Origin of the sequence: Amycolatopsis sp. NPDC051102, from assembly GCF_040682815.1 — a bacterium.
GTDB lineage: Bacteria > Actinomycetota > Actinomycetes > Mycobacteriales > Pseudonocardiaceae > Amycolatopsis.
Window position 1 is genome coordinate 135,770 of record NZ_JBFBBT010000004.1, and the last position, 14,218, is coordinate 149,987.

15 protein-coding genes and 1 pseudogene are annotated in these 14,218 nt (G+C 71.4%); 10 read left to right on the forward strand and 6 right to left on the reverse strand.

Annotated features, from left to right (window positions below; genetic code table 11):
- Positions 1-59: 59 nt before the first annotated feature.
- On the reverse strand, positions 60-1,022 hold the full coding sequence (locus AB0M93_RS15030; protein ID WP_364273251.1) for a nucleoside hydrolase: 963 nt from the start codon (positions 1,020-1,022) through the stop codon (positions 60-62).
- Positions 1,023-1,074: 52 nt separating this feature from the next.
- On the opposite strand from AB0M93_RS15030, the gene AB0M93_RS15035 reads away from it, so the two are divergent.
- A complete protein-coding gene (locus AB0M93_RS15035) occupies positions 1,075-1,830 on the forward strand; it encodes an acyltransferase (protein ID WP_003058890.1) in 756 nt (251 codons plus the stop codon).
- A gap of 240 nt (positions 1,831-2,070) precedes the next feature.
- The gene (locus tag AB0M93_RS15040) at positions 2,071-2,262 is read left to right on the forward strand and encodes a hypothetical protein (RefSeq protein WP_364273254.1); all 192 of its coding nucleotides are present in this window, start codon (positions 2,071-2,073) and stop codon (positions 2,260-2,262) included.
- 7 nt (positions 2,263-2,269) lie between these two features.
- Here the strand turns inward: AB0M93_RS15040 and AB0M93_RS15045 are convergent, their stop codons facing one another.
- Together AB0M93_RS15045 and ilvA are read right to left on the reverse strand one after the other, a co-directional pair.
- Positions 2,270-2,839, reverse strand: a complete 570-nt coding sequence (locus tag AB0M93_RS15045; RefSeq protein ID WP_364273257.1) for an NADAR family protein — start codon at positions 2,837-2,839, stop codon at positions 2,270-2,272.
- A gap of 20 nt (positions 2,840-2,859) precedes the next feature.
- Positions 2,860-4,116, reverse strand: a complete 1,257-nt coding sequence (gene ilvA / locus AB0M93_RS15050; protein ID WP_364273260.1) for a threonine ammonia-lyase IlvA — start codon at positions 4,114-4,116, stop codon at positions 2,860-2,862.
- A gap of 90 nt (positions 4,117-4,206) precedes the next feature.
- On the opposite strand from ilvA, the gene AB0M93_RS15055 reads away from it, so the two are divergent.
- Both AB0M93_RS15055 and AB0M93_RS15060 read left to right on the forward strand, forming a co-directional pair.
- Positions 4,207-4,695, forward strand: a complete 489-nt coding sequence (locus tag AB0M93_RS15055; RefSeq protein ID WP_364273262.1) for a SigE family RNA polymerase sigma factor — start codon at positions 4,207-4,209, stop codon at positions 4,693-4,695.
- Positions 4,692-5,678, forward strand: a complete 987-nt coding sequence (locus AB0M93_RS15060; protein ID WP_364273265.1) for a hypothetical protein — start codon at positions 4,692-4,694, stop codon at positions 5,676-5,678. The genes AB0M93_RS15055 and AB0M93_RS15060 overlap by 4 nt, the downstream gene beginning before the upstream one ends.
- On the opposite strand, the gene AB0M93_RS15065 is transcribed toward AB0M93_RS15060, so the two are convergent.
- A complete protein-coding gene (locus AB0M93_RS15065; RefSeq protein WP_364273268.1) occupies positions 5,679-7,103 on the reverse strand; it encodes a short-chain fatty acyl-CoA regulator family protein in 1,425 nt (474 codons plus the stop codon).
- Between the two features lie 229 nt (positions 7,104-7,332).
- Between AB0M93_RS15065 and aceA the strand changes: the two genes are divergently transcribed.
- On the forward strand, positions 7,333-8,613 hold the full coding sequence (gene aceA, locus AB0M93_RS15070) for an isocitrate lyase (RefSeq protein WP_310974720.1): 1,281 nt from the start codon (positions 7,333-7,335) through the stop codon (positions 8,611-8,613).
- A 95-nt stretch (positions 8,614-8,708) separates the two neighbouring features.
- A complete protein-coding gene (gene aceB / locus AB0M93_RS15075) occupies positions 8,709-10,316 on the forward strand; it encodes a malate synthase A (protein ID WP_364273271.1) in 1,608 nt (535 codons plus the stop codon).
- 110 nt (positions 10,317-10,426) lie between these two features.
- Here the strand turns inward: aceB and AB0M93_RS15080 are convergent, their stop codons facing one another.
- A complete protein-coding gene (locus tag AB0M93_RS15080) occupies positions 10,427-10,978 on the reverse strand; it encodes a helix-turn-helix domain-containing protein (RefSeq protein ID WP_364273274.1) in 552 nt (183 codons plus the stop codon).
- An 89-nt stretch (positions 10,979-11,067) separates the two neighbouring features.
- On the opposite strand from AB0M93_RS15080, the gene AB0M93_RS15085 reads away from it, so the two are divergent.
- The 3 genes from AB0M93_RS15085 to AB0M93_RS15095 all read left to right on the forward strand — a co-directional run bounded on the left by AB0M93_RS15085 (position 11,068) and on the right by AB0M93_RS15095 (position 12,609).
- Entirely contained in the window at positions 11,068-11,526 is a 459-nt protein-coding gene (locus AB0M93_RS15085) for a nuclear transport factor 2 family protein (RefSeq protein WP_364273277.1), read from the forward strand.
- 56 nt (positions 11,527-11,582) lie between these two features.
- Positions 11,583-12,362: a class I SAM-dependent methyltransferase gene (locus AB0M93_RS15090; protein ID WP_364273280.1), complete on the forward strand. Its 780-nt coding sequence runs from the start codon at positions 11,583-11,585 to the stop codon at positions 12,360-12,362.
- Positions 12,363-12,480: 118 nt separating this feature from the next.
- Positions 12,481-12,609 (forward strand): hypothetical protein, encoded by a 129-nt coding sequence (locus AB0M93_RS15095; protein WP_364273283.1) that lies wholly within the window; start codon positions 12,481-12,483, stop codon positions 12,607-12,609.
- 12 nt (positions 12,610-12,621) lie between these two features.
- Here AB0M93_RS15095 and AB0M93_RS15100 read toward each other — a convergent pair whose 3' ends face one another.
- Positions 12,622-13,899, reverse strand: coding sequence for a glycosyltransferase family 4 protein (locus AB0M93_RS15100; RefSeq protein ID WP_364273285.1), 1,278 nt, complete (start codon positions 13,897-13,899; stop codon positions 12,622-12,624).
- Positions 13,900-14,003: 104 nt separating this feature from the next.
- Here AB0M93_RS15100 and AB0M93_RS15105 point away from each other — a divergent pair.
- Positions 14,004-14,193: pseudogene (locus tag AB0M93_RS15105) on the forward strand (glycoside hydrolase family 2); the annotation flags it as partial.
- Between the last annotated feature and the right edge of the window lie 25 nt (positions 14,194-14,218).

Sequence of the window (14,218 nt, forward strand, 5' to 3'; positions counted from 1 at the left end):
CTTCCGGCGGCGGGGCTCGGACGTCGGCGTGTCGTCCGGGACGACGTCGGGCTCGTCGCTCACCGCGCGGCCCCGGTCAGCCGGTCGAGCACGAAGCCGCGCAGGCCGTCGAGGTCGGTGTCCAGCGCGACCTCGATCGGACGGCCGGGGGTGAACTGCGGGTCGTCCTCGCCGAGCCGCCGCCGGTCGACCAGGGTCTGGCCGCGCGCCGGGCCGAGGCCGCACTCGACGTCGACGCGGTAGGTCTCGGTGCGCAGGATGCCCGGTGAAATCGCCTCGGCGACCGCGACGGCGTCGTGCATGACCATCCGGTCCTCGCCGAACACGCGCGTGTAGTGCTGCCGGTAGGTCGACGTCAGTCCTTCGAGGGTGGCGCCGACCGGCCCCGACGCCGCGAGCTTGGCCAGCCATTCGCCGTCGACGGCGCAGCGGTGCGTCAGGTCCAGCGGCACCAGCACGACCGGGAGGTCCTCCTCGACCAGCACCCGCCGGGCCGCCTCGGGGTCGCTCCAGATGTTGAACTCGGCGGCGGTCGTGCTGTTGCCGAACGTCACGCCGCCGCCCATGATCACCAGCCGCGCGATCTTCGCCGCCGCGCCCGGGTGCGCCGCGAGCAGCGCGGCGATGTTCGTCAGCGGCCCGATCGGGGCGATGGTCACCGGTTCGTCCGACGCTTCCAGCAGGTCGACCATCAGCCGGACGGCATCGCGCTCGTCCAGGGGCCGGGTCGCCTCGGGCAGCGTGTAGGAGTGGCCCGACAGGCCGTCGCCGCCGTGGACCTCTTTCGCGTCACGCGGCTTGGAGTGGACCAGCGGCCGCGCGGCCCCGGCGGCCACGGGCACGTCGGCGCGGCCGAAGAGCTCCAGCAGCCGCCGCGCGTTCGCCGTCGTGCGGTCGAGGGGGACGTTGCCGAAAACCGACGTCACCCCGAGCAGGTCGACGTCCGGGGACAGCGCCGCCAGCGCGATCGCCAGCGCGTCGTCGACGCCCGGGTCGGTGTCGATGATCAGCTTCGTGCCCATCCAGCTCCCCTTGCCTGCGAACCCGTCCCGCACACAGGTTACGGTCACGGGCATGACGTCGATGTGGGGTGCGCCCGCGCTGTCGCGGGTGCGGGCCTGGCGCCGCGCCCGGCAGGACCCGCGGCAGGCGAAGTTCCTGACCGCCGACTCGCTGCGCTGGGTGCTGCGCAACCGCGCGTACACGCCCTGGTACCTGGTCCGGTACTACCGGCTGCTCAAGTTCCGGCTCGCCAACCCGCACATCATCCTGCGGGGGATGCTCTTCCTCGGGAAGGACGTCGAGATCCACTGCCGGCCGGGCTACGGGCGGCTGGAGATCGGCCGCTGGGTCCACATCGGCGACGGCAACGCCATCCGCTGCCACGAGGGCTCGCTGCGGATCGGCGACAAGTCCGTGTTCGGCCGCCAGAACGTGATCAACTGCTACCTCGACATCGAGCTCGGCGCGGCCACGCTGGTCGCCGACTGGGTGTACATCTGTGACTTCGATCACGTCATTTCGGACATCCACGTGCCGATCAAGGACCAGGGCATCGTGAAGTCCCCGGTCCGGATCGGCCCGGACACCTGGCTCGGCACCAAGGTCAGCGTGCTGAAGGGCACCCGCATCGGCCGCGGCAGCGTGCTCGGCGCGCATGCGGTCGTCCGTGGTGACATCCCGGACTACTCGATCGCGGTCGGCGCGCCGGCCCGCGTGGTCCGCAACCGCGAAGACGACTACGCGGCCGACGCGGCGCGGCGCGAGGCCGTGGCGGACATGGCCCGCAAGGCGAACAAGGCCCTGCAGAAAACGCTCGGGGAGCAGTAGGACTACTCAGGCCGCGTGGTCGTTTCCGCGACATAGTGGGTCGCGTGGGGGAGAACCGCGAGGTCGTCGTGTCCGTCGTGCTCGCGCTGGTCGCGCTGGTCGCGGTGGGGTGGCTGATCGCCGTCCCGTTCCTGGTGCTGCTGGGCCTGCTGGGGAGCGTGCCGGTGTTCGGCACGAGCACACACCGGGGGCGACGCCTATCTGACCTGGGCGGCCTGGCTCGGTGCCGGGCTGCCGCTCGTGGGCGTGGTCGTTTCGGCGGCCACGCGGCGCCGCGGGTGGACGTGGTTCTTCGGGATCTGCCTCGCCCTGGCCGCCGTCGTCGCGGCGCTGAACTGGGCGGACGACGTCCGCCACCGCCCGCCGCCCCCGCCGGAGCCGCGCCACTGCGTCGAGCACAGCGGCGGCGGCAACGAATGCCCGGGCGGCTGATCCGTCCTCAGATGCGGGCCCGCAGCTGGTCGCGGACCTCCATCAGCGCGAAGCCGAGCAGGTTCAGCCCGCGCCAGTAGTCGGGCTTGGTCGCGTTCTTCTCTTCGCGGGCGATGCCGGTGCCCCAGACGAGGTCCTTCTTGGACGCTTCGACGAGCACCTTGTCCTCGGTCCCGAGCAGGAACCGGCGCAGGTCGCGGTGGGCGCGGAACTTGGCGAGGTTGCCGTCGACGACGATGTCGAACCGGTGCCGCTCCCAGGTCTCGGCGTCGAACCCCGCGACCTCGCGGCCGAGCACCTTCGCCGCCTTCGGGTCGGGCGTGGCCCGGATCAGCTCGGCCTTCTCGTGGTCGCCGAACAGGTCGGCCTTGCCGGCCATCATGTAGTGCTCGGCGGTCGGGTAGACGACGCCGTCGGCCTCGAACGGGTCGACCCACCACTGGCTCAGGCAGCTCGCCGTCACCCGCCCGGACTTCGAGGGCGTGTGCCCGTAGAACAGCAGGTATTCGGGCTCCGCACCCTCGTGGACCTTTTCGCGCAACGCCTCGACACTGCGGACACCGTCGACCTTCACCATCCGACTAGTGGACCACGCGCTCAAAGCAGGAAGTGGAACAGGGGGCTGCCCGGCTCGATCCGTTCCACCTGCAGCGGGCTCGCGTCCATCCGGGCCAGCAGGCCGGGCAGGTCGGCCGACCGGGCGATCTCGATGCCGACCAGCGCCGGGCCGAGCTCGCGGTTGGTGCGCTTGACGTACTCGAAGCGGGTGATGTCGTCCTCGGGCCCGAGCACCTGCTCGAGGAACCGCCGCAGCGCGCCCGGCTCCTGCGGGAACCCGACGAGGAAGTAGTGCTTCAGCCCTTCGTGCATCAGCGAGCGTTCGAGGATCTCGCTGTAGCGGCTGACGTCGTTGTTGCCGCCGGAGACCAGGACCACGACCGTCTGCCCGGGCGTCACCTGGACCACCGACCCGAGCGCCGCCGCGGCGAGCGCGCCCGCGGGCTCGGCGATGATGCCGTCGGACTGGTACATCGCCAGCATCTCGGTGCACACCGCGCCCTCGGCGACCGCGGTCAGCTCGGCGCCGCTCTCACGGATCAGCGGGTAGGTGACCGCGCCGGCTTCGCGGACGGCGGCGCCGTCGACGAACGAGTCGAGCGCCGGCAGCCGCACCGGCCGGCCGGCGTCGATGGCCGCCGCCATGCAGGCCGCGCCCGCGGGTTCGACGCCGACGATCCGCACGTCGGGGTGCCGTTCGCGCAGCCAGCTGCCGACCCCGGCGAGCAAGCCCCCGCCGCCGACCGGCACGACCACGACGTCGGGCACGAACCCGAGCTGCTCGATCACCTCCCGCGCGACCGTGCCCTGGCCGGCGACGGTGCGGACGTCGTCGAACGCGGGGACCAGGGTCGCGCCGGTGCGCTGGGCGTCCTCGTTGGCCGCGGCGAAGGCGTCTTCGTACGTTTCGCCGACGACGATGACCTCGATGTGCGCGCCGCCGAGCGTCGCGATGCGTTCGCGCTTCTGCCGCGGCGTGGTGCCCGGGACGTACACGCGGCCGTTCGCGCCGAGCCGGCGGCAGGCGTACGCGACGCCCTGGGCGTGGTTGCCCGCGCTGGCGCAGACGACGCCGAGGGCGCGGGTGGGCTCGTCGAGCTGGACGATGAAGTTGTAGGCCCCGCGGATCTTGTACGACCGGACCGTCTGCAGATCTTCGCGCTTCACCCAGACCTGCGCGTCGACCCGGGCGGACAGCCGGGCGCTCGGTTCCAGCGGCGTCCGGGTCACCACCCCGGCCAGCCGCTCGGCGGCCTGGTCGATCGTGGCCGCGGTCACCGTGTCGATGTCGTGCACCCCGCTGAATCTACGACTCGCGCGTCCCGGGCAACCTCCCGGGCCTCCGGGCGCATCAGAGGGGTGTCGAACAGGATGGGGGGGGCGCCGATGGACGCCGGATTCACGGAGTACGTGACCGCGCGGGCGGCTTGGCTGCGCAAGGTCGCCTACTTGCTCTGCGGCGACTGGCACCGGGCCGACGACCTGGTCCAGTCCGCGATCACCCGGCTCTACGCGAACTGGTCACGGGCCGCCCGGGCCGACAACGTGGACGGCTACGTGCGGCGCACGCTGGTCAACACGTTCCTGGCCGAGCAGCGGACGTCGTGGTGGCGCCGGGTGGACCTGGGCGGCGCCGGCGACGTGCCCGTGCCCCGCGCGGACGTGGAACTGGCCCTGGACCTGCGGGCGGCGCTGGACCGGCTGCCCGCCCGCCAGCGCGCGACCGTCGTCCTGCGGTACTTCTGCGACCTCCCGGTCGCGGACACCGCGCGGGCGCTGGGTTGTTCCGAAGGCACCGTCAAGAGCCAGACTGCGAGGGCCGTGGACGCGCTGCGCGAGCTGCTGGGCGAACCGATCCGGGAGGGACGAGCATGACCGACCACGAGCTGAGCACGATGCTGAAGGACCTGGCCGACACGCCCGCTCCGCCGCCGTCGATCGACGTCGAGCGCGCCCGGCGGCTCGGGGGACGCCGTCGCCGCCTGCGGACGGCTGCCCTGGTCGTCGGCTGTGCCGCGGTGGTGACGGCGGGCGGGTTGACGGCGGTGTCGGCGTTCCGGCCGCCGACGCCCCCGATCGCTCCGCCGGCCGTCTTGCCCAAGCCCGCGCCCGTCGCACCCGCGCCCACCGACGACCCGCTGGTGGCCAAGGCGAGCTTCGGCTGGCTGCCGGAGCCGATCAAGGGCGTCGAGTACGGTGCCGGCGGCCACGGTGACTACGCGCTGGCCATCGGCCGCGGCGACCTCGCCCCGATGATCTGGCTCGCGGTGTACGACCGGGAACCGCCGCTGGACCGCAGGCACGACATGGGCGGGCGCGCGGTGCGCGTCCCGGTCCGGGTCGGCGACCGCGACGGCTACTGGATCACCACTGATCCCGCGGATCCGCTCAACCGGGGCGACAGTTACCTGCGCTGGCCGACCGCGGACGGCCGCTGGGCCGAGCTGAACGCCTATTACCTGGCCCTTCCCGACCTGCAGCAGGCTTTGCTGCACGTCGCCGCGGAGGTGACGTTCGCGAACCGCGCGGTGCCCCTGCCGCTGCACATCACCGGCCTGCCGGAGACGTTCCGCGTCGCCGACGTCAACCTGTGGCGCCGCCCGGACACCGACGGCGTCCCGTGGCGCGCGGTGCTCCAGTACTCGTCGAACGGCGCACTGGCGACGATCACCGTCTCCCCGCCGGGTGGCCGCGCGGATGGCCTGGGCAAGCCCGTGTGCACGTCGGAGAACGGGCTGCGGGCGTGCGTCGCGATCGACAAGCCGCAGGCCGCGGGCATCACCTCGAAGGAGCTGCTGAACCGGATCACCCTGCTCGGCCCGGACGAGGCGAAGTGGACGCCGCACGTGATCGGCTGATCAGCCCTTCGGCACCGCCGGGTAGGGGACGAAGGTGCTGGTGTTCTCGTCCACGGTGAGCTGCTTGCCGATCGTCGGGAACGCGCGCTGCGAGCACGCCGGGCGTTCGCAGACTTTGCAGCCCATCCCGATCGGCGTGGCAGCGGCCGGTTCGTCCAGGTCCAGGCCGGTCGAATAGATCAGGCGCCCGGCGTGGCGCAGTTCGCAGCCGAGGCCCACGGTGAACGTCTTGCCCGGGCTGCCGTAGCCGCCGATGTTGCGTGACACCGTGCGCGCGACCCAGAAGTAGCTCTTGCCGTCGGGCAGGGTGGCGATCTGGGTGAGAATCTTGCCCGGCTGGGTGAACGCCTCGTAGATGTTCCACAGGGGACACGCCCCGCCGACGCGGGAGAAGTGGAACCCGGCCGCGGACTGCCGCTTGGACATGTTCCCGGCCCGGTCCACCCGCACGAAGGAGAACGGCACCCCGCGCTGCTTCGGCCGTTGCAGCGTCGAGAGCCGGTGGCAGACCGTCTCGAAGCCGACGCCGTAGTGGTCGCAGAGCCGCTCGATGTCGTAGCGGAACCGTTCGGCGGCGGCCAGGAACGGTCCATAGGGGAGGATCAGCGCCCCGGCGAAGTAGTTCGCCAGGCCGACACGGGCCAGTGACCGCGCGGCCGGGCCGGAGAACGCCCACGAGTCGGCCAGCTCGGTGATCAGATCGTCGTACTCGAGCAGGGCGATCTGCGAAGCCATCCGGAACGCCTGCTGCCCGACCCGCAGGCTGGGTGCCAGCCGCAGCACCCGCGTCACCGGCTCGTAGCGGTGCTGCTGGCCGGCGGCTTCGTCGATGCCCTCGCTGGTCACCTCGACGCCGTAGCGCTGGGACAGGCGTTCCTTCAGTGCGCCGAGCACCTGCCCGCGCTGCAGCGGGACCTCCGCGGCCATCTTCTCGGCGCGTTCGTCCAGTTCCGCGACGTAGTTCTCGCGCTCGTAGAAGAAGTCGCGGACCTCCTCGTGCGGCAGCGCGGCGGCGGCGCTGCCGTGCAGGCCCAGGCCGTTTTCCATGGTCAGCGCGGCGGTGTTCTCGACGGCGTTGCGGTAGCTGCGGTGCAGCTTGACCAGCGCCTGCGCGATCGCCGGCAGGTTGGTGGCCAGCTCGTTGAGCTCGCTCGTGGTCACGTCGATGCCCAGGGCCTCGTCGAGCAGGGCTTCCTTGACGTCGGCGACCAGCCGGGACGTGTCGTTGTTGGCGAAGAACTCCGTGTCGACGCCGAACGCCTGCGTGATCCGCAGCAGCACCGGCACGGTCAGCGGGCGCGAGTTGTGCTCGATCTGGTTGAGGTAGCTGGGTGAGATCTCCAGCACACGAGCGAGGTCCGCCTGGCTCATCGAGCGGCTTTCGCGGAGGTGCCGCAGCCGCGCGCCGGCGAAAGTCTTCTCCATTCGTGCCCTCCTTTCCGGAAGGTTTCCCGTCCTGAACGGTTACGTGAACGGTCAAGAACGCGGATTTTCGATCACTTGCGAACCGGCCGATTCGCAACCTTTGCAAAGAGCGTACGGACCCTTCGCACAAATTGGCAAATTGGATAACTGGACCGAGTTTTCGCTGGCGTGTCAGGGTCACAGCAAGCAAGGCGAGCAATCGCAAACTTCGCAACACCGGGAGAGTCCGATGACGGAACAGGCCAAGCAGGCGGCCGCGGAGCTGGCGGCGCAGTGGGCGAACGACCCGCGCTGGGCGGGCGTGCAGCGCTCCTACTCGGCTGAGGACGTCGTCAAGCTGCGCGGCAGCGTGGTCGAGGAGCACACCCTGGCCCGCCGCGGCGCGGAGAAGCTGTGGGACCTGCTGCACACCGAGGACTACATCCACGCGCTCGGCGCGCTCACCGGCAACCAGGCCGTCCAGCAGGTCCGCGCCGGCCTGCAGGCGATCTACCTGTCCGGCTGGCAGGTCGCGGCCGACGCCAACCTGGCGAGCCAGACCTACCCCGACCAGAGCCTCTACCCGGCCAACTCGGTGCCGGCCGTGGTCCGCCGCATCAACAACGCGCTGGGCCGCGCCGACCAGATCAGCTGGGCCGAGGGCAACACCGACATCGACTGGTACGCCCCGATCGTGGCCGACGCCGAGGCCGGCTTCGGTGGCCCGCTCAACGCGTTCGAGCTGATGAAGGGCATGATCGCGGCCGGCGCCGCGGGTGTGCACTGGGAAGACCAGCTCGCGTCCGAGAAGAAGTGCGGTCACCTCGGCGGCAAGGTGCTGATCCCGACCAAGCAGCACGAGCGCACGCTGAACGCCGCCCGCCTCGCCGCGGACGTGCTGAACGTGCCGTCGCTGATCGTCGCCCGCACCGACGCCCAGGCCGCGACGCTGCTGACCAGCGACGTCGACGAGCGCGACCAGCAGTTCCTCACCGGCGGCCGCACCGCCGAGGGCTTCTACGAGGTCCGCAACGGCATCGAGCCGTGCATCGAGCGCGGCCTGGCCTACGCCCAGTACGCCGACCTGCTCTGGATGGAGACCTCGGAGCCGGACCTCGAGGTGGCGCGCAAGTACGCCGAGGCGATCAAGGCGAAGTTCCCGGACCAGATGCTGGCCTACAACTGCTCGCCGTCGTTCAACTGGAAGAAGCACCTGGACGACGCCACGATCGCGAAGTTCCAGCGCGAGCTCGGCCACATGGGCTACAAGTTCCAGTTCATCACGCTGGCCGGCTTCCACGCGCTGAACTACTCGATGTTCGACCTGGCGCACGGCTACGCCCGCGAAGGCATGACCGCCTACGTCGACCTGCAGGAGCGCGAGTTCGCTTCGGAGAGCCGTGGCTACACCGCGACCAAGCACCAGCGCGAGGTCGGCACCGGTTACTTCGACCAGGTCGCGACCGCGCTGAACCCGGAGAGCTCGACCACCGCGCTCAAGGGCTCCACCGAAGAAGCCCAGTTCCACTGATCCCCGGCCGCGGCCTGACGACGGAAACCCCCACCGTCGTCAGGCCGCGTCCCTCCCCTTCTTTCTTCCCTGCCCACAGCTCGCGGAGGCACCCCATGGTTGATCGGCTGAACTACCGCATCGAGGTCACCGGACCGGTCGAGGGCCGGTTCGCGGAGATCCTGACCCCGGCGGCACTCGACTTCCTGGCCAAGCTGGACAACACGTTCGCCGGCCGCCGGCGCGAGCTGCTCGACGCCCGCCGCGTGCGGCGCGAGGAACTGCAGTCCGGCGAGAAGCCGCTCGGCTTCCTGCCGGAGACCCGCCGGGTCCGCGACGACGAGTCGTGGCACGTCGCCCCGGCCGCGCCGGGCCTGGAGGACCGCCGCGTCGAGATCACCGGCCCGACCGACCGCAAGATGACGGTCAACGCGCTGAACTCCGGCGCGAAGGTCTGGCTGGCGGACTTCGAAGACGCGACGTCGCCGACGTGGCACAACGTCATCGACGGCCAGATCAACCTCTACGACGCGATCCGCCGCAACATCGACTTCACGACCGAGGCCGGCAAGCGCTACACGATCGGCGACGACCCGGCGACGATCGTCGCGCGCCCCCGCGGCTGGCACCTGGTGGAGAAGCACATCCGCATCGACGGCCGTCCGGTGTCGGCGAGCCTGGTCGATTTCGGCCTGTACTTCTTCCACAACGCGCGCCAGCTCGTCGCGCGCGGCATCGGGCCGTACTTCTACCTGCCGAAGCTGGAGAACCACCTCGAAGCGCGGCTCTGGAACGACGTCTTCCTGCTGGCGCAGCGCGAACTCGGCATCCCGCGCGGCACGATCCGCGCCACCGTGCTGATCGAGACGATCACCGCGGCGTTCGAGATGGACGAAATCCTCTACGAGCTGCGCGAGCACGCCGCGGGGTTGAACGCCGGCCGCTGGGACTACATCTTCAGCATGATCAAGAACTTCGCCGCGCACGGCGCCGACTTCGTGCTGCCGGACCGCGCGCAGGTCACCATGACGGTGCCGTTCATGCGGGCCTACACCGAGCTGCTCGTGCGCACCTGCCACCGGCGCCGCGCGCACGCCATCGGCGGCATGGCGGCGTTCATCCCGAGTCGCGATCCCGAGATCAACGCGACGGCGATCGAGAAGGTCCGCGCGGACAAGGAACGCGAGGCCGGCGACGGTTTCGACGGCTCGTGGGTCGCGCACCCCGGCCTGGTCCCGGTCTGCCGCGAGGTCTTCGACGGCGTGCTCGGCGGCTGGCCCAACCAGCTCGGCAAGCTGCGTGAGGACGTCGACGTCACGGCCGAGGACCTGCTGGACGTGGCCAGCGCCGGCGGCGAAGTCACCGAGGCGGGCGTGCGCGCGAACATCAACGTGGCGCTGCGGTACGTCGACGCGTGGCTGCGCGGCACCGGCGCGGCGGCGATCCACAACCTGATGGAGGACGCGGCCACCGCGGAAATCGCGCGTTGCCAGATCTGGCAGTGGATCCGCAACGGCACGAAGCTCGAGGACGGCACGGCACTGACCCGCGAGCTGGCGGTCGAGTTCCTGGACGACGAACTCGCGTCGGTGCGCGCCGACCTGGGCGAGGGCAACCGCCTCGACGACGCCCGCGAGATCTTCACCGAAACCGCGCTGGGGGAGAAGCTGCCGAGCTTCCTCACCACGGGTGCCTACGCGCGGTACCTCACGGACGCCCGGTAGCAGGGCCCCGGTCTCCCCTACCTGACGAGGGGAGGCCGGATTCCACACCGATTGGGATGGTGTGGGTCCGGACCGGTCCGGTGACGGCGGCTCCCCGTCACCGGACCGGTTCATTTTTGCGTCACACTCTCCGTCTGAGCGGCCAACAGCACCTTCGCGGCTTCACGGGCCGTATCCGCTTCGCCGGAGTCGCCGGTGATCGCGGCGAGCACGGTCGCGCCTTCGACGAGGGCGAACAACTGGTCGGCGACGCCCTCGGCGGGCACCAGGCCACGGAGGTAGGCCCGCACCTCGTCCTTGTGCTTGCGGATGGCAGCGGCGATGCCCGGCGCGGGTTCGCCGAACTCGCCGAAGGAGTTGATGAACGCGCAGCCGCGGAAACCCGGCTCGGCGAACCAGTCCTTCAGCCAGGCGAAGACGGCCAGCGGGTCGTCGCCGCGGGCGTGGACGAAATCGCGCAACGAGCCGCGCCAGCGTTCGTCGCGGCGAAGCAGATACGCCTCGACGAGGTCGTTCTTCGCCGGAAAGCACTGGTAGAGCCGCTTGAGCGAGACGCCGGAGCGCTCGCGGACGGCGTCCATCCCGACCGCCTGCACGCCGTGGGCGTAGAAGAGGTCTTCGGCGGCCTCCAGCAACCGCACGGTCGCCTCCGTGGAATCCATGTCACCTGCCCCTGGCGCTGAGAATGAACGTTCTCTAGTCTAGCGGCAGCCGCGGAGAACGCACGTTCTCCGCTGGGAAGGAGCCTGCCATGACCTCGCGCCCGCCGTTTCCGCCGTTCGACGAAGACACCGCCCGCCAGAAGGTCCAGGCCGCCGAAGACGCGTGGAACACCCGCGATCCCGAGCGGGTGTCGCTGGCGTACACGGAGGATTCGGTGTGGCGCAACCGCGACCGGTACGTCGTCGGGCGCGCGCAGATCGTCGAGTTCCTGACCGAAAAGTGGACGCGCGAACTGGACTACGCCCTGCGCAAGGAACTGTGGGGCTTCCGCGGCAACCGCATCGGCGTCCGGTTCCAGTACGAGTCGCGCACCAGCGGAGGACAGTGGTTCCGCAGTTACGGCAACGAGCTGTGGGAGTTCAGCGACGAGGGACTGATGCGCCGGCGCGAAGCGAGCATCAACGACGTCCCGATCGCGGAAGCCGACCGCCGCATCTTCGGCCCGCGGCCGCAGTCGGAACACGGCGTCCTGCTGCCGGTCTTCTGAATCCGCTCTCGGCGGAACCGCGCCCGGCCGTCCCGGGCCGTGGGCATGCTGCGGTCATGACGACTTCGGCGTTCGGCGGGGAAGTGAGCGAGTACTACCAGCGGTTCCGCCGCGGTTACCCGCCCGAGGTGGCGGACGCGCTGGCCGCGAAGTTCGAGCTGACCCCCGACGACGTCGTCCTCGACCTCGGCTGCGGCACCGGCCAGCTCACCCGCGTCCTCGCGCCCCGGGCCGGCGCGGTCCTCGGCATGGACCCGGAGCCGGCGATGCTCGCGCAGGCCCGGCAGGCGACGGCGGCGCCGAACGTCACCTGGCTGCTGGGCGCGGATTCCGACGTCACCGCGCTGACGCCGCTGCTCGGAGCGGGCCGGCTGGCCGCGGTGACGGTGGCGCAGGCGTTGCACTGGATGGACCACGAGCGGCTCTTCGCGGCGGCCCGCCCGCTGCTGCGGCCCGGCGGCGGCATCGCGGTGGTGACCAACGGCGAACCGCTGTGGCTGCAGGACACGGCGTGGTCGGCGGCGCTGCGGGAGGTCGTGTCGGCCTACCTCGGCACGCCGGTGCACCGGACCTGCGGCACGGACGACGCGAGCCAGGAGCGGTACGCGGCGGCCCTGGCGGCCGCCGGGTACGCCGTGGGATCGGCGGTCGTCGAGTACTCCGCGCCGCTGAGCGTCGAGGAAATCACCGGTGGCGTCTTTTCGGCGATGAGCCCGGAGCAGCTGCCCGCCCCGGACGCGAGGGCGGCGTTCACCGAGCGGGTCCGGGCGGCAGTGGTCCCGCACGGGCCGCTGCGGGAACGGGTCCGGGTCCGGCTGCTGACCGGAACGCGGTGAACCATCACGGAAGGCGAATGAGTACCGGCCCCTGTAGTTCCGCTTATTGTTTCCCGGGGACGCGGCGCGGATGCTCGCTACGAGGCGCCGATCGCGCCGCCGTCCCCGAGGAGTCCCCATGACCAGCCGGTTGAAAGCCGCCGTCGCCACCCTGCTCGTCGTGCTTTCGCTCGCGTTCGTCGTCGAAACGGCCACGGCCACGCCCTCCGCGGCGCGGCCGGACTGCATGCGGCACTGCCGGTTCTGAGCGGGTGATCCCCTACAGTTCCGGGATTTCGGCCGGCACCGGCTCGAAGGCGTTGCCGGTGGCGATCTTGGGCCGGGGCAGCTCGACCGGCTCGCCCGGCTTCGCCCGCCGGTAGACCTCGGCGGTCGCCTCGGCGATCCGGCCCCAGTCGAAGTCCGCGGCCAGCCGCGACTGCGCGGCCCGCGCCCGCTTGGCCGCGGCGTCCGCGTCGGAGAGCACCGTCGTCACCGCCTCGGCCAAGGCGGCGACGTCGCCGGGGCTGAACGCCAGCCCGGTCTCGCCGTGCACGACGACCTCGCCGAGCCCGCCGGCCGTCGACGCGACCAGCGGCGCCTTCGCGGCCGCGGCCTCCAGCGCGACGATGCCGAACGGCTCGTACCGGCTGGGCAGCACCACGGCGTCGGCCGCGGCCAGCGCCGCGCGCAGGTCGCGGTCGGACAGGTGCCCGACGAAGTCGACCGCGCGCCGCACCCGCAGCTTCCGCGACTGCTCGACGAGCTCGTCGAAGTGCCGTCCTTTTCCGGCGACGACCACGCGCGTGCCGGGGTGGCGGCGCCGGATGCGGGGGAGGGCGGCGAGCAGGTCCTGCACGCCCTTCTCCCATTCGAGCCGTCCGAAGTAGAGCAACAGCGGCGCCCCGGCCGGGCTGTAGACCTCCCGGGCGCGCGCGATCTCGCCGGCCGGCACCTGCCAGCCGCGTTCTTCGATGCCGTTGTGGATGACGGTGACGTCGGCCGCCTCGACCTCGAAGAGGTGCGCGACTTCCCGCCGCATCGCCTGCGAGCAGGTGATCAGCGCGTCGGCGCGGTTCGCCAGCCACCACTCGACCGAGTGGACCTGCTGGTTCAGCGGGTGCGACAGCCAGCCGGAGTGCCGCCCGGCCTCGGTCGCGTGGATGGTGCCGACCAGTGGCACCCGCGCGGCCTCGGCGATCGCGATGGCGGGGTGGGCGACGAGCCAGTCGTGCGCGTGGACGACGTCGGGCTGCCAGCTGCGCAGCAGGTCCTGCGCGGCGCGGATCATGGCGTGCCCCATGGCCAGCGTCCAGGCGACGAGGTCGCGTTCGAACGTCACGTGCATCGGGTCCTCGGCGACCCGGATGACCCGCACGCCCTCCACGACACGGTCGGTGCGCGGGTGCGTCCCGGCGTCGGTGCCCGCGGCGTGCCGGCAGAGCACCACGACGTCGTGGCCCTGGCGGGCGAGGTGGGTGGCGAGCGCGTGGACGTGCCGGGCCAGGCCCCCGATGGCCACGGGCGGGTACTCCCAGGACAGCATCAGCACACGCATGGGCAGAGGTTACTCGCGAGTCGGAAACCGCCGGCGCGCCCGTGGTGGCGGACCGTCCACATGTGACCTCGATCACTGGTGGGCCTCTGTCGCCATGGGCCGGGATGACTTCTGACTGGCGCCGGCTCGACCCGCTCTGTCCACGCCGTGGAGCGCGACGTCGCCCCGGACAACGCGCTGCCCGAGTACCCGCGGCCCCAGCTGACCCGTCCGCGCTGGCTGAGCCTCAACGGCGTCTGGGAGTACGCGGGCCGGCCGTCGTCGCCGGCCGAACCACGCCGGGCGCCTTCCGGCAACCGCCGCCGACGGTCCGGTGCCT